Raw genomic sequence first — 26,770 nt, 5'->3', positions numbered from 1 at the left:
GTGAAAGGACCATCGTGACCGAAGCTGATATCCCCAACATCGAGGTTCGTTTGCCGATTAAACTCGGCCAGTTCGTGAAATTAGCATCGCTGGCTGCTTCGGGCGCCGAAGCCCGCGAACTTATTGAGGCAGGCGATATTAGCGTGAACGGTCGGGTAGAAACCCGACGCGGCAGCGCACTGCGCGACGGCGATGTGGTTGCCCTCGCCCAGCCGCGCGGCGCGCTGCGCGTACGAGTTACGAGCCTTTAGCAGCCCACCAGTTTCTGGGCTAGGAAACCCTCCACCTTCTCTAGCGGGATACGGACCTGCTCCATGGTGTCACGGTCACGCACCGTCACCGCCTGATCCTCGAGGGTATCGAAGTCCACGGTAACGCAGTACGGGGTGCCAATTTCGTCCTGGCGGCGGTAGCGGCGCCCGACCGCCCCGGCGTCGTCGAAATCAACATTCCACGAGGCCCGCAAGCGCGCGGCAAGATCCGCGGCCAAGGGGGTGAGCTTCTCGTTACGCGAGAGCGGGAGCACCGCGGCCTTGACGGGTGCCAGGCGCGGATCCAGACGCAGCACGGTACGCTTATCTACCCCGCCCTTGGTATTGGGGGCTTCATCTTCCACGTAGGCATCCACGAGGAAAGCCATAAGCGAACGGGTGAGCCCCGCCGAGGGCTCAATCACGTAAGGAACATAGCGTTCCCCACTGGCCTGGTCGAAGTAGGACAGATCCTTACCCGAATGCTTAATATGGGTGGTCAGGTCAAAATCGGTACGGTTGGCGATGCCTTCCAGCTCACCCCAATCCGACCCCTGGAAACCGAATTTGTACTCGATATCCACGGTGCGCTTGGAGTAATGGGAGAGCTTCTCCTTGGGGTGTTCGTACAGGCGCAAGTGCTCCGGGTTGATCCCCAGGTTCTTGTACCAATCCAGGCGCTGGTCAATCCAGTACTGGTGCCATTCTTCGTCCTCACCGGGTTTGACGAAGAATTCCAGTTCCATCTGCTCGAATTCACGGGTGCGGAAAATGAAGTTTCCGGGGGTGATTTCATTGCGGAAAGACTTGCCGATCTGACCGATGCCGAAAGGCGGCTTCTTCCGCGAGGTGGTTTGTACATTCGCGAAGTTGACGAAAATACCCTGGGCAGTTTCCGGGCGCAGGTAGTGCAGACCGGATTCGTCTTCCACCGGGCCGAGGGTGGTTTTCAGCATCATATTAAAATCGCGCGGCTCGGTCCATTGGCCTTTCACCCCGCAATGCGGGCAGCCCAGCTCCGAGGTAGGAATGGAATCCGGGTCGTCAATATGCTTTTTCGCGGCCTGGGCTTCCTGGAGCTGATCCATACGCAGGCGCTTGTGACAGTTGAGGCATTCGATGAGGGGATCGTTGAACACACCGACGTGCCCGGATGCCACCCACACTTCTCGCGGCAAAATGATGGAGGAGTCAATGCCAACAACGTTATCGCGACTTTGCACCATGTACCGCCACCACTGGCGCTTAATATTTTCTTTGAGCTCGGTTCCCAGCGGGCCGTAATCCCAGGCCGAGCGGGTGCCGCCATAAATTTCCCCGGCGGGGAAAACGAAACCGCGGCGCTTGGCCAAAGAAATAACGTTATCGAGACGGGAGGGAGCAGGCTTAGCCAACGTTGTTCCTTTCTATTGCGCGCATCCGGATGATGCGTGGCCCGTCTAGTCTACCGCCGCGCCCGTTTCCGCGCGGTCCCGACCCGTGCGGAAAACGAAAAGGAAATATGCGACGACGACGCCCAGCACCACCACTGCGGCAATTCCCCACGGGTTACCGAAAATAGCTGCCCACACCGCTCGCAAGGCGAGCATACCCACCGTGGAGTAGATCGCTGCCCACCCCAGCCAGCCGGGCAGCGCGGCCAAGGTGAAACGCCAGCCGCTCATGCGGGTAAGCCCGGCACCGATGAGGATGACGGTTTGCACGCCGATGGTGAAGAAGCAGAGGGTGACGAGAGGCCAGCCGCGGCGCGCCACCCGCTGCGAGGCCGCGATCACGCGTTCGTCATGCGCCCAAGCCCAGGCGCGGTAAGCGAGGCGATTGCGCGGTTCGCGCTGCCGGGCCACCAAGTAGGCGGCATAGCGCCCCAGCCAGAAGGTGGCACTGGAACGCAAGGAAACAACAAGGAAAAGGAAAAGATAGACGAAGGCAAAGGAACGCCCGGCCAGGAATGAGAAAGAATCCATGCTCAGCGATCCGTTCCTTCCCGGCTCCGCCCGGATGTTTGCGCGGCACAATCGGAACAGAGTCCAATGAGTTCAAGAGTGTGGTCCACATCCGAGAATCCGTTGGCCGTGGCGATGGAACGCACCCAATCTTCGGCACCTTCGAGTGTAATTTCCACGGTTTTCCCGCAGCGCCGGCACATGAGATGGTGGTGGTGTTCTTCGGTTTCGCAATAGCGATAGAGGGTTTCGGTACCCTCCTGCATGGTGTCGAGAATCCCTTCCTCCGCCATGGCCTGCAAGGTGCGATAGACGGTGGCGAGGCCGATGCGCCGGCCCTCCCGGGAGAGCTTTTCGTGGAGCTCCTGGGCGGAAACAAATTCCGGGATCGTTTCCACCATCTTCGAAATGGCGATCCGCTGGGCAGTTACCCGCGGTTTAGACGCGTTCATGAACCCTCCTGTGGTTGCGCCGTACCAGCGTGGATATCATTGCCACGGCGGCGTACCCGGCAATGAGAATCACCGCGATCATAGCCCCGGGAGAGGCAGAAACATAGCGGGTAATGACCAATCCGACAAGTGCGGCTCCGCATCCGAGCCCCATGGCCAGGCGCTGGGTGTGCGCCAGGGAGGAGCACACCAGCTGGGCGGTGGCCACCGGCACGATCATCATGGCCGAGACCAGCAGAATGCCCACTACCCGCATGGAGACCGCCACCGTGAGGGCCGCCGTGACCGCGATGAGGATATTAAACGCCCGTACCGGCAGGCCCGAGGCGCGCGCGAAATCTTCGTCGTTCGTCACGGAGAAGAGCGGGCCGCGCAGCCCGATACCCACCGCGAGAATCACCACGGTGAGGGCCACCGTGTACCACACGTCATGCCCCGTGACCGTGGTAACTGAGCCGAAGAGGTAGTAGTTAAGGTTCGCCGTCGTCCCACCCGCGAGGGAAATGAGCAGCACCCCGCAAGCAATGCCGCCGTAAAACAAAATCGCAAGTGCGGTATCTCCCGAAGTTATCCCCGAGGATCGCACCCATTCGATAATGAGCGCGCCGAGCACCGCGATAATGAGCGCACCGGGCACCGCAAAACGTTCGGGTTGGCCGTGCAACCAGGTACCGGTCAACCAGCCGAGAGCCACTCCGGTCAGAGCGACGTGGCCGATGCCGTCGCCCATGAGGGCCATGCCGCGTTGGACGAGGTAGCTGCCCACCACCGGTGCGGCCAGCCCCACGAGTACCGCTACCAGCAGGGAACGCATCATGAGGGGCGAGGAAAGAATATCTGCGATCATTGCGCCACTCCCCCGTGGACGTAGCCATCGGATACCTGAATATCGCGGCCCACCAGGTGCTCAAGTTCCCCGCGTTCGTGGAGCACCATAACGAGGGTGAGGCCTGCGCCGTGCAAGCGGGTGAGAATATCGGCCAGATCGGCACGGGCGCGTGCATCAATCCCGGCTAAGGGTTCGTCAAGAACCAGCAGATCGGGGCGTCGCACCAGCGCGCGAGCGATCATGACGCGGTGTTGCTGCCCGCCGGAAAAGACCCGCACCGGATCCTGGGCGCGGTTCTCCAAACCCACCGCGGCGAGGGCCTCATAGGCGGCCGCGCGGGCCGCTTTCCCTTTATCCGCAAAGAGGTGACGACCGGACAGCAAACCGGAGCGCACCACTTCCAGCGCGGTGGCAGGCAGATTGCCGGCGTGCACCATCGATTGGGGCACGTAGCCTACCCGGTGCCAGGGCACCCGGCGGGGCCGGGCCGTATCCACCCCGAAAACCTGCGCGGTTCCGGTATGGGGAACGACGCCGAGAAGCCCTTTGACCAGAGTTGATTTGCCCGAGCCATTGGGCCCGAAGATCCCCACCGATTCCCCGGTCGCTATCTCCAGGTGCGCCGAATGCACGATCTCGCGCCCGCCCAGGGTAATGCACAGATCGCGCGCGAAGAGGGCCGGGGAAACCGCAGGCTGCGCCGTTGCCATGCTCGCAACGGGGACCACGCCCGCGCGGGGTGCCGGGGACGGACTTACTGGCACTGCAATCCCTCACGCAGATGGGCGAGGTTGGTATCCATAATGGCCAGGTAACCCGCGCCCTCCGGATCGGATTCCGCGGTGCTCAGCGAGGAGAGGCTCGCCCCGGTTTCCGCGGCGATAGCTTCGGCGGTTTTCGCGGGGCTATTGACTTCCGCGAAGATGGTGCGGGTCCCGGTTTCCGCCATTATGCGTTTCACTTCGGAAATATCGAGCGGGGAGGGGTCCTGATCCGGGTCAATTCCTGAGATTCCCACCTGAACAAGGTTGTAACGGTCCGTGAGATAACCGAAGGCCGCGTGGGAGGAAACCACCGTGGTGGTAGCGCACTGGGCAAGACCGGTGGAGTAGCGCGAATTGAGATCGGAAAGCTCCTGCTTGAGGCGCGCGAAATTCGCCTCGAAATCAGCGCGGTGTTCCGGGTCCATCGAGGAGAGCGAGGCGGTGATTGCCTCACCCACGTCTCGCATCCGCACCGGATCGAGCCAGAAATGCGGGTCCAGAACACGCCCGGCTTCGGTGGCTTCATCCCCGTGGTTATCAGCCAGACCGCGGTGGTGAACCAGCTTGGCGGCATCGGCCAGATTGACAGCATTATCGCCCCCGATGGTAGAGATCGCCGCATCGAGAGAGGGTTGGAATCCGGCAACGTAGAAGATGACGTCCGTGGCTTCTAGTTCCGCGACCTGCTTCGGGGAGAACTCGTAGTCATGGGGTTCTACATTGGTGGGGGTAGCAGAGCTGACCTCCACGTAGTCCCCGCCGATCTGTTCGGCGAGCCACCGGATCGGGGTGAAAGATGCCGTCACACCAATGCGCGCGGTATCCGCACTCGATGCAGCCGCGGAGCTTGCGGCACCGCCCGCGGGCGAGGTGGAGGATGGCTGGCATCCGGCCAGCAGCGCGGTGGTTCCCAGCAGCGCTGTACATCCGAGCAGCGCCGCCATACGAGTCAAAGTTTTCTTCACCCGGCCAGTCTACCCAACGCGCCCGTACCCGCGCCGCAGCGGTCGTGCCAACCCCCGCCGGACGCGCGTAGCCGCGGCACCTGATGCTGCTACGAGACCAAGCAGTTTCGCCCGAGGAGCACCTTGAGATCGGAGAAGAAACGCGCTTCGGGTTTGACGTAGAACTCCTGCCCCACCTGCACCACCGAGGTGCGTCCGGGGCGCTGGATATGGAGCCGCACCGGGGCACTACCCGGGTAGGTGCGCAGCAAATCGCTCAATTGCCCGAGCAGATCGCGGGTGCAGATACGCTCAGCCAGCTGCACATCCACGGGCGAATCCGGGAGCAAGTCACCGCTGGGAATTTTCATATCTTGGGCGGAAAGCTGAATATTGCCATCCCGATCCGAGACACGCGCGGTAATAATCGCTACCTGGTCCGGGGCGAGCAGCCCGGCCACGGTCTGATAGGTAGCCGGGAAGAAGTTAATTTCCGTACTACCCGTCATATCCTCCAGGACAATCGTCGCCCACATCTTCCCGTTTTTCTTGGAGATGCGCGGCTGGACAGCTGTCACAAGTCCGGCCAGGGTCACGGTCCGCCCGTCCGTTGCGGCGTCGTCGTCCAAAAGCCGCACCACCGTGGTATCCGCCGCACGGTCCAAAATATGTTCCATGCCGGACAGTGGATGGTCGGAAACATACAGGCCGAGCATATCGCGCTCAAGATTAAGCTTTTCGCGTTTATCCCATTCGGGCAGCTCGGGGATATCAACCTCCACCCCACCGGCGATTTCGGAACCGCCGAACAAATCAAACTGCCCCACCGCTTCATTTTTCTTCAGGGCGACGACGGCGTCCACCGCCTCGGCGACTTTGGAGAGCAAAGCGCGGCGGGTATAGCCCATGGAATCGAAAGCCCCGGCGCGTACAAGACATTCCACGCTGCGCTTATTGAGGACCTCGAGGGGAACCTTATCGAGGAAGTCCTGGAAGGAAGTGAAAGCACCCTTCTCTTCGCGGGCACTAATAATGCCGTCCACGACTTTCGCGCCCACGTTGCGCACCGCGGATAGACCGAAGCGGATCTCCTCCCCCACAGCGGAGAAATTCGCCAGGGATTCGTTCACATCGGGGACCAGCACCTTGATGCCCATACGGCGAGCTTCCCCGAGGTAGACCGCCATTTTGTCTTTATTGTCTTTACGCGAGGTGAGGAGGGCTGCCATGTATTCCACCGGATAGTGGGCTTTCAGGTAAGCCGTCCAGTAGGAAATCACGCCGTAGCAAGCTGAATGGGACTTGTTGAACGCGTAGGACGCGAAAGGTTCCATGGTGCCCCACAGGGTTTTCACCGCGTCCTTGCTGAAGCCCTGGGCCACCATCCCGGCTTCGAAATCGACGTACATCTTATCCATGACGTCTTTTTTCTTCTTGCCCATGGCTTTACGCAGCGAATCTGCCTGGCCCATGGTGAAACCGGCGACCGTCCGGGCGATCTGCATGATCTGTTCCTGATAGACGATCAGGCCGTAGGTGGGGGCCAGAATCGGCTCGAGGATCTCCTCCAACTCGGGATGGATCGCCTCGATTTTCTGCAGACCGTTCTTCCGCAGCGCGTAATTGGTATGGGAATTCATCCCCATGGGGCCGGGGCGATAGAGCGCAGAAACGGCAGAAATGTCCTCGAAGTTGGTGGGTTTCATCTGCTTGAGCAGAGTGCGCATCCCCGAACCATCCAGCTGGAAAATGCCGAGGGTATCGGCATGCTGGAGCAGCTCAAAGGTGCGTTCATCATCGAGGGGAACACTGTCAATATCGAGCGGCTCTTTATTATTCGCCACGATATTTTCCAGGGCGTCTTCAATGGTGGTGAGATTGGACAGTCCCAGGAAGTCCATTTTGAGGATGCCAAGGTCCTCGCATTCGGGATATTCGAATTGGGTGATGACCGCGCCGTCGGCCGGGCGTTTCATCACCGGAATAACATCTGTGAGCGGGACGGAGGACATGAGGATGGCGCAGGCGTGCACGCCCCACTGGCGGGTGAGGCCTTCAATACCCTGGGCCAGGTCGAAAACGCGTTTGGCATCCACGTCGGTGGAGACCATATCGCGGAATTCCCCGGCTTCCATATAGCGAGAATTCTTCTCATCGAACACGCCGGAAAGCGGGATGTCCTTGCCCATAACCGAGGGCGGGAGGGCCTTGGTGAGACGTTCACCCATGTCGAAGGGGTAGCCGAGCACCCGAGAGGCATCCTTGAGAGCCTGCTTCGTTTTAATGGTGCCGAAGGTAACCACCTGGGAAACTTTGTCATGCCCGTATTTATCTTCCACGTAGGCGATGACTTCCCCGCGGCGGCGTTCATCGAAGTCCACGTCGATATCGGGCATGGATACGCGTTCCGGGTTGAGGAAACGTTCGAAGAGGAGACCGTGTTCGATGGGATCCAATTCGGTGATATGCAGCGCGTAGGCCACCATGGAGCCGGCCCCGGAGCCACGCCCCGGGCCCACTCGGATGCCATTGCGTTTGGCCCAGAGAATGTAATCGGAAACCACGAGGAAGTAGCCGGGGAAGCCCATCTGGACAATAACTTCCACTTCGTAATTGGCACGCTGGCGCACGTGATCGGGAATATGTTCCCCGTAGCGCGAATGCAGGCCGCGTTCCACTTCTTTAATAAACCAGGAAGTGATGTCCTCCCCTTCAGGCACCGGGAAGACCGGCATGTAATTGGCGCCTTCAGCGGCCGTAGTGAAGGAAATATTGCAGCGTTCGGCCACCAGCAGGGTGTTTTCCATCGCCCCGGGCAGATCCCCAAAAAGGCGATACATTTCTTCGGTGGAGCGCAGATGGTAGCCGTGCCCATCAAATTTGAAACGATTGGGATCCTGGAGGGTGGAACCGGAGTTAATGCAGAGCATGGCATCCTGGACGGAATGGTCCTCCGCACGCACATAATGCGAGTCATTGGTGGCCAGTAGCGGCGCATTGATTTTCTTCGCGAGGTCGAGCAGGTCATTGCGAGTGCGCCGCTCGATTTCGTTATCGTGGTCCATGATTTCCACGAAGTAGTTCTCTTTACCGAAAATCTCCTGCATCCGCCCGGCAGCTTCCAGAGCTTCGGCGTGCTGCCCCAGGCGCAGCCTGGTTTGTACCTCCCCGGAGGGGCAGCCTGCGGTGCCGATGAGGCCCTCGTGCAGCTCCTCGAGGAGTTCGAGATCCATGCGGGGCCATTTGCCCATCTGGCCCTCCAGCGAGGCACGCGAATCAAGCCGGAAAAGGTTATGCATCCCGGTGTTATTGGTGGCAAGCAAAGTCATATGGGTATAGGCCCCGCGCGCGGACACGTCATCGCTGCGCTGCGATTCATCCCCCCATAGCACCCGGTTGCTGGAGTACCGCGAGGTACCCGGGGTCATATAGGCTTCCACCCCGATAATCGGCTTAATACCCGCGTCTTTACAGGCTCGGTAAAACTCGTAGGCGCCGAAGCAGTAGCCGTGGTCAGTAATGGCCAACGCACTTTGATTTTGGGCAACGGCCTGCGCCACCAAGGGCTTGATTTTAGCGGCCCCGTCCAGCAGGGAGTATTCGGTATGGGTGTGGAGGTGAACGAAATCTGAGGGAGCGGCCATGGGGCCTAGTCTATCCAGCGCTCACTATCCGCGCCATTTCCCGGTGCCAGATGCGCGCGTCTAGGAAGGGTCCACGAGTGGTGAGTTCGTAGCCGAGGGCCCGGTAGAAGCCGATTTTGTCCTCTTGGGCGTCGAGGACAATTCGCACCTGCCCGGCGTGTCCGAATTCGCGCAGCGCAATCTGGGCCGCGGCCTCGCACAGGAAGCGCCCTATGCCCAGGCCGCGGGCGGAAGGGCGCACGCAGACCCGCCCCAGGTGTACGATGCCCTCCGTGGTTGCGTAAACCCGTGCCGCACCTAATGCTTCACCCGCATTATTTTCGACGACGACGTGGTGGGCACGTTCGTCTATGTCGTCAAGTTCTTCTTCCAGCAGCACGCCCTGCTCCCCGCAGAAGACCTCGATGCGGATAGCGCGGGCCCGTTCCAGGTCTCCCTCGAGCCAGCGCAGCTGAGTGGCTCCGCGTTGCGGCACGGCGGTATGTGGCGCGGCGGACGGCGGGACGGTGGGCTGCGGCGCACCGTCCCGCGGCGCGCCGTCGTGCGCCGTCGTCATGAAAAAACTCCCGCGCGCATGCGCTCGAGAGCGGTGGCGAGGTCTTCCGGGTAGGGTGCCTCGAATTCGCGCCAGGTGCCGTCCGGATGTTCGAAGCCGAGGTGAGTGGCGTGCAGCCACTGGCGGGTCAGGCCGAGCGTTTCACTCAGCCCCGGATCGGCCCCGTAGGTAGCATCGCCTACGCAGGGGTGGCCGAGGGCGGACATATGCACCCGAATCTGGTGGGTACGCCCGGTTTCCAGGTGAACCTGGAGGAGGCTGCCTCCGGCCATCGCTTCCAGGGTGTCGTAGTGCGTAATGGAGTGGCGCCCATCTGAGCGCACTCCCATTTTCCACTGGTGGCGCGGATCACGCCCGATGGGTGCGTCCACGGTGCCGGAAAGCGGGTCGGGATGCCCCTGAACGAGGGCATGATAGATCTTTTCAGGAACACGATTGCGGAACTCGTCCTTGAGCAGCACGTAGGCACGTTCCGATTTAGCCACCACCATGCACCCGGAGGTTCCCACATCTAGGCGATGCACAATCCCCTTGCGTTCGGCCGGGCCGTAGGCGGAGAGCTGCACCCCGGCGTTCATGAGGGCGCCCAGCACGTCCGGGCCGGTGAAGTTGAGCGAAGGGTGGGCCGCCAGGCCGGCCGGTTTATCCACCACCACCAGATCGGCATCTTCGTAGAGGATGGGGATGGGGATATCTCCCCCGCGCGGGGCAACGGTGCGCGGGGTAGGAATATTGATTTCCAGGATGCTCTGCGCGCGTAGCCGCACTGATTTCGGCACTGGGTTGCCGTCCAAGAGCACATCTCCGGCATCGATCAGGCGCTGCACTTCGGCTCGGGACAGGCCGGTCAGGCGCGCTATGGCTGCATCGATACGTACGTCGGTGAATTCTTCCGTGACCGGATAGGTCCGCCACATGCTAGTCGCCTCGCTCGGGGCCGCCCGGCGCGGGCACAGAATCTGATGGATGCACCGTATCTGCCAACTGGGAGAGCGGAAGCGCGGCGGTATCCGGAGTCGCGCCTGAGTCCGCGGATCCCGCAGCTGCGCCGTCGTTCATAAAGAACGCGACGACGATCATGATCACAGCCCCGGCCACCAGCGCAATATCGGCCACGTTTCCCACGAACCAGTCGAAGTAGGCGATGAAATCGACCACGTGCCCGGCGAAACCGCCCGGCTCGAAGAAGATCCGATCGATGAGGTTGCCGGCCGCGCCACCCCACATGAGGGCCAGGCCCACGCCGATCCACCGGTGGCGTACCCGCGCCGCGAGAGCTGGGAAGACCGCAAGCACCACAACAAGCGCGATGACGGTAATAACGCGAGTGGAATTTGCCCCCAGTGAGAATGCTGCACCCGGGTTAAAGACCAGGTGCAGCCCGAGGGCATCCCCCACAATGGCGATGCGCTCCGTTTGGCTGAGGTTAGCGATGGCCCACTGCTTCGTGAGTTGGTCGATGGCCACCACGGCCAGCGCCCCCACGAGGATGAGGAACCATGAGGTGCTTCGCCTCACCATACGCACTAGTTACGAGCTTCGGGTTCCTGCGCGCCAGAATCGACGTTGGCGAGCAGCGTCTCCAGGTAGCTGTGCAGGCGCGTGCGGTAATCACGCTCGAAGTCACGCAGCTCGGAGATCTTGCGTTCCACCAGGCCACGTTCCTGCTCCAGCTGGGCAAGGGTACGGTTGGACTGGGCTTCGGCATCCTCGATGATCTTGGCACTGCGGGTTTCCGCATCCTGGATCTTCTGAGCCTTCTCGGTTTCACCGCGGGCCACGAGTTCTTCGTAGGTTTGCTGTGCCATCTGAAGCACGGCGGCGGCCTGTTCCCCAACGGTGCCGGTGGGCTGAGCGAAGGACGCGGTGGTTGTGGCCTGGTCCGGCGCTGCGGGTTCTTCACCCGAACCGTTCTGGAGTTCGGTCACGCGCGCTTCGGCGACGGTGGCGCGATTCTCCGCTTCCTGGAGCTGCTTCGACAAATCGACGATGGTTTCGTAGATCGCGTCAAGGAATTCGTCGACCTGTACCTCGTCGTAACCGGTCTCCGCGGTTTCCGGGCGCTTAAAGCGGACATCCATGACATCCTGTGCCGTGAGCATTGCCATTTCTCACCTCAAGTAGTGTAACGAAACTGTGTTAAGAGCACGTAGCTGTGTTATGAGCACACGGCTCTCGGATAAAGCCTACCTCATCTGGGCGAACTACGAGACAAAGATACGTAAAATTATCCCATTGAGGATTTGAAGCACGATAAAAACAACGATGAAACCGATGTCAATCGCAATGCCTCCCAGCCGCAAGGGCGGGATGATTTTGCGCACCAGATTGAGAATCGGGTCCGTGAGTGCGTAGACGATATTAACGATAACGAGAAGGGCGCCACTGGGGCGCCAATCACGCGCCGCAATAGTCACCAGATCAATAATCACCCGCGCGAGCAGCACCAAAAGATAGATGCTGATGAGGGTGGAAAGAATAATTCCAAGTACTGCCATTAGAACGAATCGCGCGACTCCGGGCGCTGGTTTTCCATGCGAACGGTACGCGGGGTCATGAGCAGGACGTCCGCGGAAATCTTATTGAGATCCCCGTGTAGCCCGAAACAGATTCCGGTGGCGAAATCGACAATGCGATTGCGTGCAACGTCGTCGGCTTCCGCCAGGTTGATAATGACGGGCAGGCCGTCGCGGAATTGTTCGGCGAAGCCCCGCACCTCGGTGAAGGAACGCGGCTTAGCGGTGATGATGCGGGCGATATCCACGGGCTGCTCCACAGCGTGAATTTCGCTGACGGGGCTTTCCGCTTCGGCCTCGTAATCATCTTCGTAGTAATCGGCGTCGTCCTGGTAATCCAGGTACTCGTCGTCGTTAAGCGTTGCCTTGGAGACAAAACGCTGGAACATTCCCATAGCAGCCAACCCTTCTCGCTGTTCTCGTTTTACGTTAGGCGACGCGCCCGGCCTTGTCAGCACGGCGCGCCGCTGGGGCGTTGCAGTCCACCGCGAGCACGCCGGCGAAGCGGCCGGTGCGCGATGCACGTCGGTAAGAATAAAAATCTGGATCTTCGCGGGTGCACCGAGGACTGACATGGATCTCAGACACACCGACGGCGCGCAGCTGGGCAGTGAGCCCGGCCGCAATATCAAGGGAAGGTGTGCCCCAGGCGGTGCGCCCGGCAGCTTCCGGAACGCGTGCGGCAACGCTGGCCCGGAGTTCCTCAGGTACCTCGTAGCAGCGTCCGCAAATGGACGGGCCCAGGTAGGCGATAAGGCGCTCCGGCCCGAGAGAGCGCGCGGCGGCCGGCCCGATACCAGCCTCCAGCCCGCGTCGACCCACGTGCACCGCAGCTCCGGCGGGGCGATCACGTGCCACCAGGAGCAATGGGAGGCAATCGGCCACCATGACCACCGCTGCAGCACCCATCGGTACCGGTGCGGTACCCGGGCTAAGCGGGATGTCAATGAGGAGGCCATCGGTGCCGGGGGCCACGAAGGTGCCGGCGGAAGTCAGAACGCCAGCATCTTCAAGGTGGTCCCCGTGCACCTGGTCCATATAGACGGGGCGCTGCCCGATCTGCTCGGCGAGCAGAGCTCGGTTACGCTCCACGGCGGCGGGGTCATCCCCGACGTGGTGGGCCACATTGAGGCCCGCAAAAGGAGCACGGGATACCCCACCGGCACGGGATGTGAATCCCGCCCGGATGCGGCCACCGGGCACGGAGATATCCGCTACCCACTCCACCAGAGCGCTACGAGTCATTGCTGCTTGAGTTTCCTATGCCCTATGTTTCCCTAGTTCTCGAGCTTTTTCACGGTTTTTCCTAGTTTCCCGCGGTTTCCCTTAGTTTTCCTCGAAGAGGAAGGAGGGAATATCCAGATCGGAACGTTGAGGTTCCTCCACCCGCGGCGGAATGGCGCGGTGGGTTCCCGGGCGTTGTGCAGCCGGCTGCGCTTCGGGCTGGGCCGCCGGATAAGCCGGGCTGGCCACCGGATGGGCCGGGCTCGCCACGGCTTCGACTTCCGGTTCGGGTTCCACCGGGGCCAGATCTTCGATGGGTTCTACGGCCTCGTGCCCGGCGGGCACGCCATCCGACTGCAGCAAGTGGTCTTTGGATTCATCGAAGCCGGCAGCGATAACAGTCACGCGCACCTCGTCGCCAAGGGACTCATCGATAATCTGGCCAACGATAATATTCGCGTTCGGATCCACCGATTCTTTGACCATCTTGGAAGCGGAGGCGAGCTCCTTCATGCCGAAGTCCGCGCCGGCCAGGAAGGAAATAAGCACCCCGTGTGCCCCCTCAATAGAAGCCTCCAAGAGCGGGGAGGAAATGGCGCTTTCGGTGGCGCGCCGGGCGCGATCTTCCCCGGAGGCCGAACCGATACCCATGAGCGCGGTACCCGCGTCCTTCATAATGGCCTTGACGTCCGCGAAGTCGAGATTAACCAGGCCCGGAATGGTAATAAGATCCGAAATTCCCTTAACGCCCGAGCGCAGCACCTCATCGGCGAGGTGGTAGGCCTCAATAATAGTGAGATCTTCTTCGGCGATCTCCAGGAGGCGATCATTGGGGATAACAATGAGGGTATCCACCGCTTGGCGCAGTTCCGCGATACCCATGGAGGCGTTATTGGCGCGCTGGGCGCCTTCAAATTCAAAGGGGCGGGTAACGACGCCGACAGTCAGCGCTCCCAGATCCCGAGCCACCTTGGCAACCACGGGGGCGGCACCGGTGCCGGTCCCTCCGCCTTCACCGGCAGTGACGAACACCATATCCGCGCCTTCGAGGGCGCTTTGGATAACTTCCACGTTTTCTTCCGCGGCGCGCTTACCCACCGAGGGATCAGCGCCCGCACCCAGGCCCTTGGAAACCTCGCGGCCAATATCGAGTTTTGTTTCCGCTTCGGATTTCACCAGGGACTGCCCGTCGGTGTTAACGGCAATAAATTCCACACCGGCAAGTCCGTCTTGAATCATGCGGTCAACAGCGTTGACACCGCCCCCGCCGACCCCGATGACTTTGATATTGGCGGCGTTATTGACTACGGCCATGAGTTTTCCTCCCGAACCTCAAGTAAAACTTGAGGTTTTTCGTTCCTGACTTCGCGGAAAAGATAGTAGGTGAATGACAACGGTGCAATTCCCCGCGCTGGTGTGTTGCGAAGTGATCTGCGCTACGGTGTGGAAATCCGGTCGAACGGTCCGGTAATCGCTCAGAACGGTGCGGAAATTACGTAGAGCGGTGCGGCGGTGGTCTGCATCGGTGCGATAACCGGTTCAGGATTAATGAACGACGACGGCGGTGGGCTCTGACACGTCGTACACCTGGCCAGGAACGCTAATCACGGTGGCCAGTGCTGCCGCTTTCAGATCGGAGCGTTGAGCATCGCCCCAGATCACCTTCTGCCCGGAGTTGAGATCGAGTCCGACCCGCCCGCTATCGCTTACCGATACCCCGGCTACCTGGGCGCGCACATCCTCCTTCAGGCTTGCGAGTACATCGAGGGCGATGCGAATACCCGGACCGTCGTTCCCGTCCTCGGAGCGGGTGGCAGGCCCGGGTGTGAGGCTTACTCGCGGGAGACTTGCTTCCACCTCGGGGAGAACCGGGAAACTCACGCCGTCCCGGTCCATGGCGGAGCATCTTCCTTTGTCCACCAGGCAGGCTACCGGCTCGCGCACGGTGAGGGTGACCTCCAGTCCGTGGAGGTAGCTGCGGCGTAGCTGCGCTTCCTTGATAGGTGGAAATTGCTCGCTTAGATCGGTGGCAAGAGCTTCGGTATCCAGGCGTGGGAGCGGGATTCCCGAGCGTTCGGCGAGGGCGGCGGTGACGTCTTCCGCGGTCACCGCCGCGTTCGCGGGGATACCCGAGACGGTAATATCGCTGACCCGCAAGGCCAGGAGCGGGCTAAAGAAAATCACCCAAGCCAGGGCGGCAAGCGCGGCGAGTACCGCACCAACCACCCCGAGGCGCCGCCAGCGCACCCGGCGTTTCTCAGAAGCTTTTTCTTCGAGGCGCTCGTCCAGGGATACCGTTGTGGTGCTCGCTAGGTCGGCTAGCGGGGCGTCGCCGTCGTCGTATACCACCGGGGCGGTGGCTGCGGTGGGAACGTAGGTGATCTCCGCCCGCGGATTAATATCGCGTGCGGAGCGGCGCCTGGATGGTTCTTTCACCGCGCTGTCCCCTCCCCCAGCGCCGCCAGTATTTCGGGCCCCAGTGCGGTCACGTCGCCGGCCCCCATGGTGAGCAGCAGATCCCCCGGCTTCGCGCTTTTCGCGAGCGACCGGGCAGCCTCGTGTTTATCGGCAATAAAATGCCCAGCGCTTCCCATGCGGGAAGTGATCATATCGCCCTCGATGCCGTCGAAAGGCGTTTCGCGGGCTCCGTATACGGCGGTAACAATGGCGGTATCCGCCAGTTCAAGAGCGGTGGCGAAACGGTCCGCGAAATTGCGGGTGCGCGAATACAGGTGCGGTTGGAAGAGGACTCGCACGCTACCCTCACCGGCCTCGACGCGGGCGGCGCGCAAGGTAGCTTCCACTTCGGTGGGATGGTGGGCGTAATCGTCGAAGAGTCGCACTCCCCCGACCTCGCCGCGCAGCTCAAAACGCCGCCCCGTCCCCGTAAAAGTCTCCAGACCGCGGGCCAGATCCGCCAGGCTCACGCCCAGTTCTAGACCTGCGGCGGCCGCTCCGGCCGCGTTGAGTTCGTTATGGGATCCGGGGACCTGGAGGGAAAGCGGCGCGCGGCTTTCCCCGCACCGTAGTGCCCCGTCCTCGAGAGCCACGTGGGACTCCGCGCCAGGGAGCGGGGCGCCACGCCCGTAGCTCACCACCCGAATACCTTCGTTTACCGCTTGAGCGCCCAGGCGGGCCGCACCGGCGTCGTCGCCGCAAACAATGAGGAGCCCGCCGGGGACGATGCAGCGCGCGAATTCCGCGAAGGCCTCTTCAAAAGCTTCCCGGCTACCGTAATGGTCGAGATGATCGGGTTCGACGTTGGTGACCAAGGCGATACGGGGCCGGTAGTTGAGGAAGGAAGCATCTGATTCATCAGCTTCGGCAACGAGGACCTTCCCGGTGCCCAGATGCCCTCCGGAGCCGTGCCCGCGTACGCTCCCGCCAATCGCCCAGGACGGTGCCTGGCCAGCTTCCTCCAGTGCCACCGCCAGCATCGCCGACGTGGTGGTTTTTCCGTGCGCGCCGGCCACAGCCACAAAATCGCGATCCCCGCTCGCGAGGGAGAGAGCTTGGGAGCGGTGGATGACGCGGGCACCGAGCTGGCGGGCCCGCGCGAGCTCGGGGTTATCTTCCCGGATGGCGGAGGATACCGCCACGAGGGTGTCGGCGCTCAGGCGCTCCGGTTCCGTTCCGATCCACAGGGTGATGCCGGAATCTGCCAGGCGCTCCGTGGTGGCCGAGGCGCGGGCGTCGGAGCCGGTCACGGTCCAGCCTTCGGCGTGGAGCAGATCTGCGATCACACTCATGCCTGCCCCGCCGATGCCGATGAGATGGATATGTGTCACCTGAGAACCTCCTCGATAAAATCGGCGAGCCGGGCTGCGCCGTCGGCCGGGCAGATGGCGCGCGAGGCCTGGGCCATGCGGGTGCGGGTGGATGCGTCGGTGACGATGTCCAATACGGCACCCACCGAGTCCGCAGTGAACTGGGCATTGGGGATGAGCAGCGCCCCGCCGGCAGCCACAACGTCCGCGGCGTTGCGCGCCTGTTCCCCGTTGCCGATAGGGAGCGGAACGAAAACGGCGGGGATACCCAAAGCGGAAACTTCCGCCACGGTGCCGGCTCCGGCGCGGCACACCACGGTATCGGCCACCGCGTAGGCGAGTTCCATTTCTTCCAGATATTCGAGCACGTGGTAGCTGGGGATGGTAGCGGCGGTGCGCTGGGCTGCGGCGGCTTTGCCCCGCCCGGTGAGGTGAAGTACCTGCACGCCGGCGGCGGCGCAGCGGGAGGCGGCGGCGGTCATCACGTCATTGAGGTGAGCAGCGCCCAGGGAGCCCCCGGTAACCACGAGGGTGGGTAACAGCGGGTCTAATCCGAGGCGCGCCGCTGCGGCGGTGCGTGCTGCTGCCCTATCAGCGCTGGCCAGGGCCGCGATGGCGGGGCGTAGCGGCAGCCCGACGGTGCGGGTGATGCCGCGCGCGGCGCGCAGCGGCGTGGAGGGGAAGGTGAGGGCGACGGCGGCCGCGCCCCGTGCCCCAAGTTTATTGGCGAGGCCCGGTAGCGCGTTTTGTTCGTGCACCACCACCGGGATGCCGGCGCGGCGCGCAGCCGCGTAGACGGGGGTGGAGGCAAAACCACCGAAGCCGACCGCAAGCTTGGCATCGACACCGGTGAGAATACGGCGTGCTTGACGTATCGCCCGCGGGAAAGCCACGGGAAAACGTAGCGCGTCCTTATCGGGACGGCGCGGGAACGGTGCGCGTTCCACGGTGGCGAAATCGAAGCCGCTGGCGGGAACGAGGTCTTTTTCCATGCCGGTGGCGGTGCCGACCACGAGGATACGGTGCCCGCGCCCGGCGAGTTCGTGGGCGGTGGCCAGTAGCGGATTGACGTGCCCGGCGGTTCCCCCGCCGGCGAGCACTAGTGTCACGAAGTCCTCCTGATAACTGCGCGCACCCGGCCCGCGAGTGAGCTGGAGCGCCGGAACGATTCTTTCACGCCCGGGACCGCCAGGGCTGCCGCCACGCAAACTCCCACCGCCATGAGGCAGGAGATCACGGAGGAGCCGCCCTGACTCATGAAGGGAAGCGGCACTCCGAAAACGGGCAGCAGGCCGGTAACAACGAACATATTTGCCACGGCCTGTCCGCATAGCCATAGGGTGGCTCCCCCGGCTACGAAACGGCCGAAACGGTGCGGGTGGTACATGCAAATGGTGAGAAGGGCGTAGCCGATGGTTCCGAGCAGCACGATGACGACGGCGCACCCGAAGAAGCCGAGTTCTTCTCCCACCACCGCGAAGATGAAGTCGGTATGTGCTTCGGCGAGGTTCCCGGGCCATTTTTCAATTCCGGTGCCCAGGCCGGATCCGCCCGGCCCCCCGGAGCCGAAGGCCCAGAGCGCGTAATCAGCCTGGGAGGGTGTTTGCCCGGTGGGAAGCGTGAAGAGATTTTGGAAGAAGTCTTGGATGCGGGTGATGCGCGACCGGCTGGAAAAAATAAGCACGACGACGAGGAAGAAACCCAGCGCCCCGCTAATAAGGAAATAACGGCCCGGGAAACCGGCCATCCAGAACATTCCCACGCCGATGAGGAGGAAGATGAGGGCGGTTCCCATATCGCCACCCACGAGCACCGCGCCGATGGACGCGCCGGTGATGGCAATGGGGCCGCTCCAATCGGAGAGCTGGAAGTGGGCGCCTTGCACCATGCGCCCGAGCACCGCGGCCAGGGCCACCACCATGGCGAGTTTGAGGAATTCGGAGGGCTGGAGCCGGATGGGGCCGAAGGCAATCCAGTTGCGGTTACCGGCAACGGAGGCACCCAACGGGGTGAGCACGAGCCCCTGCAAAAGGATCCCGAAGCCGAGGGCCAGGCCCCACAGGCGCTGGAAAACAGCGAGGGGAATACGCGCGCAGATCACCGCCAGGACGGTGCCGATGGCGGCGTAGGCCATCTGGAGGTAGGCGGAGCGGAACAGGTTGGGGCCGTCTTCGTATTCGGCCCGCACCGCCCCGGGGGTGATGGCGGAAAACACCATGAGGAGCCCGAGGAGAGTGAGAATCGCGGTGGCCACCACGAGGAGGAGGATGGAACGGTGCATGACGTTGCGCACGCGTTCCTCCGGGATACTCGGTGCCTGCGACTTCTCAGTTCGCTCACGCATGAGGCGCCTCCGTGGAGCTATCCGACGCACCGTTATCCTGCACCGTCTCCGCTGCCGGGGCACCGTCCCCCGTTACAGCGCTACCTTCCGACGGGGCGGGCAGGGCGCGCACAGCCGCGGCGAAGCGGTCGCCGCGATCCGCGTAGGAGGTGAATTGGTCCATGGAGGCACTGGCGGGAGCCAGCATGACGGTATCCCCCGCCTGTGCGTAGCGCGAGGCAGCCAGCACCGCGCGCGCCATGGGTTCGGAGGCCGCAGGATCGATATAGGTGACGGGGAGGTTCGATCCGTCCAGGGCCGCGTGCCAGGGTTCTTGGTTCACGCCAATAACGACGACGGCGCGCAGCCTGTCCCGCACCTGTGCCACGAGGGACTCAAAGCGGGCGCCCTTGGGTTGCCCGCCCACGATCCACACGCAGGTGCCTTCGGCCAGCGCTGAGACGGAGGCGAGTGCGGCGTGGGCATTGGTGGCTTTGGAATCGTCCACGTAGCGCACCCCGGCGCGTTCGCTCACGGTCTCGATGCGGTGGTGGCCCGGGCGCATGTGCTGGAGGCCGGCGCGCACCACCTCCGCGGGAATATCAATGGCCCGAGTGAGGGCCACGGCGGCCAGGGCGTCCCAGATGAGGTGGCGCGGCAGCGCCGCGGTGCTGGGAGCCAGCTGGGCGACGTCGTTCAACGAAGCGATCTCCACGGCGCTAGTCCACCGTTGCTTCCCGTAAGCACGGTCCACGATAAGGCCGTCCACGATGCCGATCTGGCCGACGGCGGGAATTCCGGTGGTGATGCCAATGGCGCGCGCGCCTTCGCGCACGTCCGCGCTATCGACCATGCTTTGGACGGTGTTATCGCCCACCGGGTAGACCGCGGCGGTGCGCACATGTTCGTAAATGCGGGCTTTCGCGGCGGCGTAGGCGGCGCGACTGCCGTGCCATTCGAGGTGGTCGTCGGCAATATTGAGGCAGATGCTGGCAGCCGGTTCCATGGTGTGGGTGGTGCGCAACTGGAAGGATGAGAGCTCCAGGGCGAAGGCACGCGGGGCATCCGGGCCGGTGGCGCTCACGGCGGTGACTGCGGGATTGCCGACGTTCCCGATGGGTTCGGCCCCTAGGTGTGCGGCACGCAAAATATGCGCCGCCATGGTCACCGTGGTGGTTTTGCCATTGGTGCCGGTGACGGCGAGCCACGGGGCGGCGTGCCCCGCACCGTCATGGGCGCGCAGGCGCCAGGCCAGTTCAATTTCGGACCACAATTCGATACCGTGGTCGGCGGCCGTAGTAAAAAGCGGGCCGATTTCGGGTATGGCGGGTGCGGGGATAATGACGTCGGGCCGCCACGCCAGCACTTTGCGCGCCAGTTCGGCCGGGGTCGGGTCGCTGCCGCCGGTGTCCACGGGGAGCGCGGTGACCGCCCCGAGTTTAGTAATATCGGCGTCCCAGACGCTCACGCGCGCCTCGGTGAGCTCGGTCAGCGCCCGCGCGCAGGCCCGCCCTGATTTCCCTAAACCGACGACGGCGATACGGCGCCCTGCCAGTTCCGCCGCACCCGGATGTTGCCACTCACTCATCTTTGCATCAACCACTCAGCGTAAAAAATACCCAGGGCGATAAAACCGCACAGGGCTTGGATTACCCAGAAGCGCACCACAACCGTGACTTCGTTCCACCCTTTGAGTTCGAAATGGTGGTGGATAGGTGCCATGCGGAATACCCGTTTTCGTGTCATTTTGAAAACGCCCACCTGGACTACGTCGGAGATGACTTCCAGGAGGTAAAGCCCGCCGATGAGCACGGCGAGGAATTCGGTGTGGGTGTAGATGGACATTCCCGCGAAAACGCCGCCCAGGGCAAGGGAGCCGGTATCCCCCATGAAGATCTGGGCCGGCGAAGTGTTCCACCAGAGGAATCCGATAAGTGCTCCGACGAGGGCCACCGCAATGATATTGAGATCACGCGGGTCGCGGATGGGGTAGCAACCGGGGGCGGCGTCCACGAGCCCGTAGCAGGGGTGGTTGCTTTGCCACATGGTGATGAGGGTGTAGACGCCGAAAGCGATGATGGAGGCACCGGTGGATAGGCCGTCGAGGCCGTCGGTGAGGTTGACGGCATTGGACCAGGCGGTGATGAGGAAATTCGCCCAGATAATGAAGAGGATAATGCCGACGGCGGTGCCGGCGAAGGCGAGACTCAGGCCGGTATCGCGCACGTGGGAAATGCGCATGGATGCCGGGGTTCGGTTGTTTTCATCCGCGAACATGAGGGAAAGCACCGCGAAGGCGACACCAACAATCCCCAGGCCGGCGATTTTCGCCCAGGGGGTGAGCCCCAGGCTTTGTTTGCGGGAAATCTTGGTGAAATCATCGGCGAAGCCCACGCCCGCCATGCCGATCATGAGTCCGAGGAGGAGGATTCCGGACATTCCCGGGCTGCGCCCAGCCCCGATATTTCCCACCAGGTAACCGATAACAACCGCCGCCACGATAGCCAGGCCTCCCATGGTGGGGGTGCCACGCTTGACGAGGTGCGAGGTGGGGCCGTCCTGGCGGATAAATTGGCCGAATTGCTTGCGCACGAGGAAGCGGATGAGAAGAGGGGTCCCGAATAGGGTGACGAGAAGCGAGACCGCAAAAGCGATAATGAGCGCGAGCACTATTCCCCCTTGAGGTGGGTGGCGATGTGCCACACACCCGAGCCGTGCGAACCTTTGATGAGGAGTGCCCCATCCGCATTGAGCATATCGGAGAGCGCCGCCTCGGCTTCTTCCCACGCGCCGACGGCGCGGGCGGTGATACCGGCGTCACGGGCTACCTCCGCGAGCGCCGCCATCTGGGGACCCACCGCGATGAGGAGACTCACTCCGGCGGCTTCGAGGGCCGGGAGGAGGGCAAGGTGTTCTTCCCGAGATGTCGCGCCGAGTTCAAGCATATCGCCAAGAATCGCGGCTTTGCGCCCGTTCCCGAGCTGTCCGAGCGCGGCGATGCCGGCGCGCATAGAATCCGGGTTGGCATTGTAGGAGTCGTCGATGATGAGGGTGGAGCCGCGGCGGAATACATCCATACGGTGGGCGCTGGCAGGCCCGCTGGATAGCCCCGCCACGATGGCGGGCAGGCCGACCCCTGCGGCGGACGCGGCAGCTGCCGCCGCGAGTGCATTCATGACTTGGTGTTCCCCCACGAGCCCGAGGCTGACCCTTGGAGCGGACGGCGCCGACGGTGCCGACGGTGCATACGAGGCGGACGGCGCGGGGCTGGCTGCGCCGTCGTTCATATGAAGAGTGAAGCTTGCCCGACCGTCACTTCCGAGGGTGATGTCGGTTGCCGTCACGTCCGCTGGATGTACGCGCCCGAAAGTGTGTACCCTGCCGCTCGCGACCTTCCCGGCCATGGCAGCAACTCGCGGATCATCGGCGTTGAGGATGGCAATGCCGTCCTCCCGCAGACCTTCCACAAGTTCCGCTTTAGCGCGCGCCACGTTCTCGATGCCGCCAAATTCACCCAGGTGCGCGCGGGCCACCACCAGCACCACGGCAATATCCGGGGGTGCGATAGAGGTGAGGTAGGCGAGGTTGCCGATATGGTCGGCACCCATTTCCGCAACTAGAGTGGCAGTGCTAGCGTCAACACGAAGCACCGTAAGGGGCAAGCCGATTTCGTTATTGAGTGATCCCGGTGGGGCAACCACGTTCCCGCGTTCCCGGCATATCGCGGCAAGAAGATCCTTCGTGGTTGTTTTCCCTACGCTCCCGGTCACCGCGATAACCCGCAAGTCGGGGTTGAGTTGGCGGGCCAGTTCAAGATTGTGCCGGGCCAGGCGTCCGAGCGCCGCGGGGATATCATCGACCACGATAATACGCTCGGCTTCGGCGCCACCGGCCAGGGCCGCTGGGCCGTCCTCGGTGAGGATGAGGCTGGCTCCTGCCGCGCGTGCCTGGCCGCTCAGGGTATTCGCGTCCACGCGCGCGCCTTTCACGGCGGCGAATAGCACACCGGGGGTGATGGCGCGAGTGTCGATAACCGCCCCGGTGACCTCACTATCGCACAGCGGTGCAAGCGCGGTCCCGGCGACAGCGGCGACAACCTCCGCGGAGGACATGGGAATCATTGCGTGTCTTTCTGTTCTTGCGTGTCTTTGTCGAGTACGCCGCGGTGAGCTCGGGCAGCTAGCGCCGCCCGCGCTACCTCGCGGTCGTCCAGCGGAATGCTACGCCCCCCGGCCACCGGTTGATAAGTTTCGTGCCCGCGCCCGGCCAGCAGCACGGTATCCTCCGCTGCCGCATCACGGATGGCGGTGCGCATGGCGGTGGCGCGATCAGCGATCTCCACGATGCGTGCGGGGCTGTGGGCACTGCGGGCCCCGTCCAGGAGCGCGGCGCGAATCGGTGCGGGATCTTCTTCGTGCGGATCGTCGTCCGTGATGTAAACGACGTCGGCCAGTTCGGCCACTGCCCGCCCCATCTCGGGGCGTTTGTCCACATCACGCTCCCCGGCGCTTCCGGTCACCACGATGAGCTGACCGCTGGTGGTGGGGCGCAGAGCATTGATCGCCAGGCGCAGCGCCGCGGTATTATGCGCAAAATCAACGAGGACGCGCGGCGCCTTGCCCACCACTTCCATGCGGCCGGGAACTTGCGGGGTGAGCCCGGCACCCACCACCGCGCCAACGGCGCCTCGGTCCGCTCCACTTTCCAGCACCATGGCCACGGCGAGCGCGGTATTGGCGATATTGAAATCTCCGGGCAGGCCGGTGCGCACCGTCATCTCCCAGCCCTCGCTATGGGCCAGCGTGAAAGATGTAACGGGGCCGCGCTCGATATCGCGCACCTGGTATCCGTTCCGGCCATCAAGCTCGGAGAACACCGCGAGGGCCACGGTGGGAACCTCGGTTTCCCCGGCCAGGCGCTTGCCCCAGTCATCATCGACGGTGATAACTGCCCTACGTGAACAGCCCGGCGTAAAGAGGCTGCGTTTGGCTTGATAATAGTTTTCCATGGTGCGGTGGTAGTCGAGATGGTCCCGAGTGAGATTGGTAAATCCTGCCACGCTGAATACCACGGGGCTGGTACGGTGCTGGGCCAGAGCGTGGGAGGAAACCTCCATGGATACGTCCGTCCCGCCCCGTTCCACCAGGAGGGCGAGCAATGCTTGCAGATCCGCGGGCATGGGCGTGGTCAGATGCGCCGGGGCGCACAGGTCCGCAATTTTTGTTTCCACGGTTCCTACCAGCCCGGTGCTGCGATCCAGCGCGGTAAGCAAGCCGTCCAGGAGGTACGTCGTCGTCGTTTTTCCGTTGGTGCCGGTCACCGCGAAACTACGCAAGCGCTCGGCCGGTTCCCCGTAGATGCGGGCCGCAATGGCACCCAAGTGTGCTGCCGGGTCCTCCACCACGAGGAGCGGAAGCTCCACCCCGGCCTGCGCGATGAGAGCTGCCCCGGCGGCGTCGGTGAGGATGGCGCGTGCGCCCCGTTGCGCCGCCTGGGGGGCAAAGCGTGCCCCGTGGGCGTGAGCGCCGGGCAGCGCGGCGAAAAGCGCCCCCTCATGCACCGCGCGCGAATCTGCGGTCACAGAAGTCACGGTGGTCTGCGGAGCCTCGCAACCGGCACCATCCACCTCGGGAAGCTCGGAAAGCTCGCGCAGCGCCACCGGACGCACCTGCGGAAGGGGGAATTCGTCACTCACTAGTTGCCTACCTCGGATGAAAACCACGGATATTTGAAAAGCGGAACGGTGCTGGGTGGCACGCCCAGGTGCCGCATCGCGAAAGGTGCGAAGTTCGCGAAAACAGGCACCGCGGTGTCACCACCGTATCCGGCCCCGGCCCCGCCGTAGACCGCTATCGCTACCGCGATCTGCGGGTCTTCGGCAGGGATAGCCGCAATAAAGGTACCCACACGGCGGGTGAGGTTTCCGTTGGCGTCCGGAACCTGGGCGGTGCCGGTTTTACCGGCCACGTTGTAGCCTGGAACTTTGCCGCGCCACCCGGTGGATTGGTTATTGGTAACCGCCTGCATCATATTCATCATGGTGCGCGAGGATTCCTCGCTCATAACACGATGGCTTTCCCCGGGAACGGTGGGGGTGGTGCGCCCGCTGGCATCGGTAGTGGAGTCCACCACGTGGAGCGGGATATAGACTCCCCCGTTGGCGATAGTGGCCCCGATTTGCGCGAGTTGCACGGTGGTAGCCGCCCACCCCTGCCCGAACATGGTGGTGTAGCGATCACGCTGGCCCCACTGCTCCGGCGGGCGCACAATGCCGCCAGATTCGGCCGGTAATTCGATCCCGGTGGGGCTTCCCAACCCGTAGCTGCGCATATAGTCATAGCGCACGTTATCGTCCACCGTGTCGCCAATCTGGACGAGTCCGGTGTTATAGGACTGCGCAAGAATCCCAGCCACCGTCATCCCCTGGGTGGGATGCGGGTCATTATCGGAGATACTTTCACCATTGGGCATGGTGATGGTGTCCGGCACCGTGAACTGGGTGAGCGGGGTGACGGTGCCGGTATCGATAGCCGCGGTGAAGGTGGGGAGCTTACCTGAAGATCCCGGCTCGACCGGTGCCTGCACGGCACGCGAACCCCATGAATCCGGACTCGCTTCCTGGAGACGCGAAGGATCGGGGGCGTGGGAATCGGCGAGGGCGAGCACCCGCCCCGTCCCCACTTCAATAACAACGGCGGCGCCCCAATCCGCGGCATTGGCGTCCACCGAAGCGTCGAGGGATTCCATGAGGGCGTTTTGCAGGTCGCGGTCGATGGTGAGTTTCACGCTCGCACCGTTGACCGGATCCACGCGTTCGGTTTTCCCATTCGGTACGACGGCGCCGCCTCCGGCGGTTTGCACCGTCAAGCGCCCATCGGTGCCAGAAAGCGCATCATTGAAGGTGCGCTCAATCCCAGCTTGCCCGGTAGGAACCGGGTTATCTGCGGTTTCCCCGACGTAACCGAGCACGTTTCCGGCCACCGAACCGTTGGGGTATTCGCGTTTCATGAACTGTTCGGGTTCGATTCCCGGAATTCCCAGCGCGTTGATTTCCCGCCATTTTTCGGGGGAAATATCCCGGGCGATATATACAAAGGTGGATTTTTTCTCACCGCCCAGGAGGGTGCCTCCCAGTTCCGCCCGATCTACGCCGAGCAGCGGTGCGAGTACTTTCGCAGCTTCTGCCGCCCCGGTGCCTTCCACGATGAGCTGGTCATTGGCATCCAGAACGTAGTCCCCGTTGGCATCGGTTTGGTAGTGCCGATAGGAGCCGATGAGATTCTGGTTGACGCCCACGTTATAGCGTTCCACTGAGGTAGCGAGAACCGCCCCGTTGGCGTCCACAATATCGCCCCGTTTGGCCTGCAGGGTATAGGTACGGGTGCGGAAAGCATCCGCCGAGGCAGCCAGGGCATCGGCGCGAATAAATTGCAGGTCGATGAGCCGTACCCCGAGGATCCCCAGCGCGAAGAAGAAGATAATCGCCATGGTGCGCACGCGCCGTACGTGCGGCTGCGCGGACTTCCAGCGGCGGGCTAGTTCCTTCATGCGGCTCTT

The 26,770-nt window shown here is 62.8% G+C and carries 25 protein-coding genes; 1 reads left to right on the top strand and 24 read right to left on the bottom strand.

Annotation, left to right across the window (positions count from 1 at the left end; genetic code table 11):
* Window positions 1-14 precede the first annotated feature (14 nt).
* Window positions 15-251, top strand: a complete 237-nt coding sequence (locus HMPREF9237_RS04575; RefSeq protein WP_016442565.1) for an RNA-binding S4 domain-containing protein — start codon at window positions 15-17, stop codon at window positions 249-251.
* Here HMPREF9237_RS04575 and HMPREF9237_RS04570 read toward each other — a convergent pair.
* From HMPREF9237_RS04570 to HMPREF9237_RS04455, 24 genes are all read right to left on the bottom strand, one after another.
* On the bottom strand, window positions 248-1,645 hold the full coding sequence (locus tag HMPREF9237_RS04570) for a glycine--tRNA ligase (protein ID WP_016442564.1): 1,398 nt from the start codon (window positions 1,643-1,645) through the stop codon (window positions 248-250). The two genes, HMPREF9237_RS04575 and HMPREF9237_RS04570, sit on opposite strands and share 4 nt — an antisense overlap.
* A 45-nt stretch (window positions 1,646-1,690) precedes the next feature.
* Window positions 1,691-2,215: a VTT domain-containing protein gene (locus HMPREF9237_RS04565; protein WP_016442563.1), complete on the bottom strand. Its 525-nt coding sequence runs from the start codon at window positions 2,213-2,215 to the stop codon at window positions 1,691-1,693.
* 2 nt (window positions 2,216-2,217) lie between these two features.
* Window positions 2,218-2,646 carry a Fur family transcriptional regulator gene (locus tag HMPREF9237_RS04560; protein WP_016442562.1) on the bottom strand — a complete coding sequence of 143 codons (429 nt, stop codon included), beginning with the start codon at window positions 2,644-2,646 and terminating at the stop codon, window positions 2,218-2,220.
* Window positions 2,633-3,493 (bottom strand): metal ABC transporter permease, encoded by an 861-nt coding sequence (locus HMPREF9237_RS04555; RefSeq protein WP_016442561.1) that lies wholly within the window; start codon window positions 3,491-3,493, stop codon window positions 2,633-2,635. The genes HMPREF9237_RS04560 and HMPREF9237_RS04555 overlap by 14 nt, the downstream gene beginning before the upstream one ends.
* Complete coding sequence (locus tag HMPREF9237_RS04550; protein ID WP_016442560.1) at window positions 3,490-4,239, bottom strand: metal ABC transporter ATP-binding protein; 750 nt, start codon at window positions 4,237-4,239, stop codon at window positions 3,490-3,492. The genes HMPREF9237_RS04555 and HMPREF9237_RS04550 overlap by 4 nt, the downstream gene beginning before the upstream one ends.
* Window positions 4,230-5,204 carry a metal ABC transporter substrate-binding protein gene (locus tag HMPREF9237_RS04545; RefSeq protein ID WP_231366668.1) on the bottom strand — a complete coding sequence of 325 codons (975 nt, stop codon included), beginning with the start codon at window positions 5,202-5,204 and terminating at the stop codon, window positions 4,230-4,232. Before HMPREF9237_RS04545 ends, HMPREF9237_RS04550 begins: the two co-directional genes overlap by 10 nt.
* 89 nt (window positions 5,205-5,293) lie before the next feature.
* Window positions 5,294-8,827 (bottom strand): DNA polymerase III subunit alpha, encoded by a 3,534-nt coding sequence (gene dnaE / locus HMPREF9237_RS04540; protein ID WP_016442558.1) that lies wholly within the window; start codon window positions 8,825-8,827, stop codon window positions 5,294-5,296.
* 10 nt (window positions 8,828-8,837) lie between these two features.
* The gene (locus HMPREF9237_RS04535; RefSeq protein WP_016442557.1) at window positions 8,838-9,383 is read right to left on the bottom strand and encodes a GNAT family N-acetyltransferase; all 546 of its coding nucleotides are present in this window, start codon (window positions 9,381-9,383) and stop codon (window positions 8,838-8,840) included.
* Complete coding sequence (locus HMPREF9237_RS04530; protein ID WP_016442556.1) at window positions 9,380-10,300, bottom strand: RluA family pseudouridine synthase; 921 nt, start codon at window positions 10,298-10,300, stop codon at window positions 9,380-9,382. Before HMPREF9237_RS04530 ends, HMPREF9237_RS04535 begins: the two co-directional genes overlap by 4 nt.
* A gap of 1 nt (window position 10,301) precedes the next feature.
* Window positions 10,302-10,904 carry a signal peptidase II gene (lspA, locus tag HMPREF9237_RS04525; RefSeq protein ID WP_016442555.1) on the bottom strand — a complete coding sequence of 201 codons (603 nt, stop codon included), beginning with the start codon at window positions 10,902-10,904 and terminating at the stop codon, window positions 10,302-10,304.
* A gap of 5 nt (window positions 10,905-10,909) precedes the next feature.
* The gene (locus HMPREF9237_RS04520; RefSeq protein WP_016442554.1) at window positions 10,910-11,491 is read right to left on the bottom strand and encodes a DivIVA domain-containing protein; all 582 of its coding nucleotides are present in this window, start codon (window positions 11,489-11,491) and stop codon (window positions 10,910-10,912) included.
* Window positions 11,492-11,587: 96 nt separating this feature from the next.
* Window positions 11,588-11,881: a YggT family protein gene (locus tag HMPREF9237_RS04515; RefSeq protein ID WP_016442553.1), complete on the bottom strand. Its 294-nt coding sequence runs from the start codon at window positions 11,879-11,881 to the stop codon at window positions 11,588-11,590.
* On the bottom strand, window positions 11,881-12,294 hold the full coding sequence (locus HMPREF9237_RS04510) for a cell division protein SepF (protein WP_016442552.1): 414 nt from the start codon (window positions 12,292-12,294) through the stop codon (window positions 11,881-11,883). Before HMPREF9237_RS04510 ends, HMPREF9237_RS04515 begins: the two co-directional genes overlap by 1 nt.
* A 34-nt stretch (window positions 12,295-12,328) precedes the next feature.
* The gene (locus HMPREF9237_RS04505) at window positions 12,329-13,144 is read right to left on the bottom strand and encodes a polyphenol oxidase family protein (RefSeq protein WP_016442551.1); all 816 of its coding nucleotides are present in this window, start codon (window positions 13,142-13,144) and stop codon (window positions 12,329-12,331) included.
* 81 nt (window positions 13,145-13,225) lie between these two features.
* A complete protein-coding gene (ftsZ, locus tag HMPREF9237_RS04500) occupies window positions 13,226-14,437 on the bottom strand; it encodes a cell division protein FtsZ (protein ID WP_016442550.1) in 1,212 nt (403 codons plus the stop codon).
* 231 nt (window positions 14,438-14,668) lie between these two features.
* The gene (locus tag HMPREF9237_RS04495) at window positions 14,669-15,559 is read right to left on the bottom strand and encodes a cell division protein FtsQ/DivIB (RefSeq protein ID WP_016442549.1); all 891 of its coding nucleotides are present in this window, start codon (window positions 15,557-15,559) and stop codon (window positions 14,669-14,671) included.
* The gene (gene murC, locus HMPREF9237_RS04490; RefSeq protein WP_016442548.1) at window positions 15,556-16,911 is read right to left on the bottom strand and encodes a UDP-N-acetylmuramate--L-alanine ligase; all 1,356 of its coding nucleotides are present in this window, start codon (window positions 16,909-16,911) and stop codon (window positions 15,556-15,558) included. The genes HMPREF9237_RS04495 and murC overlap by 4 nt, the downstream gene beginning before the upstream one ends.
* Window positions 16,908-17,999 (bottom strand): undecaprenyldiphospho-muramoylpentapeptide beta-N-acetylglucosaminyltransferase, encoded by a 1,092-nt coding sequence (gene murG, locus HMPREF9237_RS04485; protein ID WP_016442547.1) that lies wholly within the window; start codon window positions 17,997-17,999, stop codon window positions 16,908-16,910. Before murG ends, murC begins: the two co-directional genes overlap by 4 nt.
* A complete protein-coding gene (locus HMPREF9237_RS09735) occupies window positions 17,996-19,234 on the bottom strand; it encodes an FtsW/RodA/SpoVE family cell cycle protein (protein WP_016442546.1) in 1,239 nt (412 codons plus the stop codon). The genes murG and HMPREF9237_RS09735 overlap by 4 nt, the downstream gene beginning before the upstream one ends.
* Window positions 19,227-20,801: a UDP-N-acetylmuramoyl-L-alanine--D-glutamate ligase gene (gene murD / locus HMPREF9237_RS04475; RefSeq protein ID WP_016442545.1), complete on the bottom strand. Its 1,575-nt coding sequence runs from the start codon at window positions 20,799-20,801 to the stop codon at window positions 19,227-19,229. The genes HMPREF9237_RS09735 and murD overlap by 8 nt, the downstream gene beginning before the upstream one ends.
* Entirely contained in the window at window positions 20,798-21,883 is a 1,086-nt protein-coding gene (mraY, locus tag HMPREF9237_RS04470) for a phospho-N-acetylmuramoyl-pentapeptide-transferase (protein WP_016442544.1), read from the bottom strand. The genes murD and mraY overlap by 4 nt, the downstream gene beginning before the upstream one ends.
* Window positions 21,883-23,334: a UDP-N-acetylmuramoyl-tripeptide--D-alanyl-D-alanine ligase gene (locus HMPREF9237_RS04465; protein ID WP_016442543.1), complete on the bottom strand. Its 1,452-nt coding sequence runs from the start codon at window positions 23,332-23,334 to the stop codon at window positions 21,883-21,885. Before HMPREF9237_RS04465 ends, mraY begins: the two co-directional genes overlap by 1 nt.
* The gene (locus HMPREF9237_RS04460) at window positions 23,331-24,908 is read right to left on the bottom strand and encodes a UDP-N-acetylmuramoyl-L-alanyl-D-glutamate--2,6-diaminopimelate ligase (protein WP_016442542.1); all 1,578 of its coding nucleotides are present in this window, start codon (window positions 24,906-24,908) and stop codon (window positions 23,331-23,333) included. The genes HMPREF9237_RS04465 and HMPREF9237_RS04460 overlap by 4 nt, the downstream gene beginning before the upstream one ends.
* Window positions 24,908-26,761, bottom strand: a complete 1,854-nt coding sequence (locus HMPREF9237_RS04455; protein WP_016442541.1) for a peptidoglycan D,D-transpeptidase FtsI family protein — start codon at window positions 26,759-26,761, stop codon at window positions 24,908-24,910. The genes HMPREF9237_RS04460 and HMPREF9237_RS04455 overlap by 1 nt, the downstream gene beginning before the upstream one ends.
* Between the last annotated feature and the right edge of the window lie 9 nt (window positions 26,762-26,770).

Origin of the sequence: Actinotignum schaalii FB123-CNA-2, assembly GCF_000411135.1 — a bacterium.
Taxonomy (GTDB): Bacteria; Actinomycetota; Actinomycetes; order Actinomycetales; family Actinomycetaceae; genus Actinotignum; species Actinotignum schaalii_A.
The sequence above is the reverse complement of the archived record's forward strand: the minus strand, read 5'-3'. Positions and strand labels throughout refer to the sequence as shown.

Bases quoted from the DNA above. Each gene is read 5' to 3' on its own strand.
- HMPREF9237_RS04565 (WP_016442563.1), bottom strand. From the start codon at position 2,215: ATGGATTCTTTCTCATTCCTGGCCGGGCGTTCCTTTGCCTTCGTCTAT.
- HMPREF9237_RS04560 (WP_016442562.1), bottom strand. From the start codon at position 2,646: ATGAACGCGTCTAAACCGCGGGTAACTGCCCAGCGGATCGCCATTTCG.
- HMPREF9237_RS04555 (WP_016442561.1), bottom strand. From the start codon at position 3,493: ATGATCGCAGATATTCTTTCCTCGCCCCTCATGATGCGTTCCCTGCTG.
- dnaE (WP_016442558.1), bottom strand. From the start codon at position 8,827: ATGGCCGCTCCCTCAGATTTCGTTCACCTCCACACCCATACCGAATAC.
- HMPREF9237_RS04535 (WP_016442557.1), bottom strand. From the start codon at position 9,383: ATGACGACGGCGCACGACGGCGCGCCGCGGGACGGTGCGCCGCAGCCC.
- HMPREF9237_RS04530 (WP_016442556.1), bottom strand. From the start codon at position 10,300: ATGTGGCGGACCTATCCGGTCACGGAAGAATTCACCGACGTACGTATC.
- lspA (WP_016442555.1), bottom strand. From the start codon at position 10,904: ATGGTGAGGCGAAGCACCTCATGGTTCCTCATCCTCGTGGGGGCGCTG.
- HMPREF9237_RS04520 (WP_016442554.1), bottom strand. From the start codon at position 11,491: ATGGCAATGCTCACGGCACAGGATGTCATGGATGTCCGCTTTAAGCGC.
- HMPREF9237_RS04515 (WP_016442553.1), bottom strand. From the start codon at position 11,881: ATGGCAGTACTTGGAATTATTCTTTCCACCCTCATCAGCATCTATCTT.
- HMPREF9237_RS04510 (WP_016442552.1), bottom strand. From the start codon at position 12,294: ATGGGAATGTTCCAGCGTTTTGTCTCCAAGGCAACGCTTAACGACGAC.
- HMPREF9237_RS04505 (WP_016442551.1), bottom strand. From the start codon at position 13,144: ATGACTCGTAGCGCTCTGGTGGAGTGGGTAGCGGATATCTCCGTGCCC.
- ftsZ (WP_016442550.1), bottom strand. From the start codon at position 14,437: ATGGCCGTAGTCAATAACGCCGCCAATATCAAAGTCATCGGGGTCGGC.
- HMPREF9237_RS09735 (WP_016442546.1), bottom strand. From the start codon at position 19,234: ATGCGTGAGCGAACTGAGAAGTCGCAGGCACCGAGTATCCCGGAGGAA.
- murD (WP_016442545.1), bottom strand. From the start codon at position 20,801: ATGAGTGAGTGGCAACATCCGGGTGCGGCGGAACTGGCAGGGCGCCGT.
- HMPREF9237_RS04465 (WP_016442543.1), bottom strand. From the start codon at position 23,334: ATGATTCCCATGTCCTCCGCGGAGGTTGTCGCCGCTGTCGCCGGGACC.
- HMPREF9237_RS04455 (WP_016442541.1), bottom strand. From the start codon at position 26,761: ATGAAGGAACTAGCCCGCCGCTGGAAGTCCGCGCAGCCGCACGTACGG.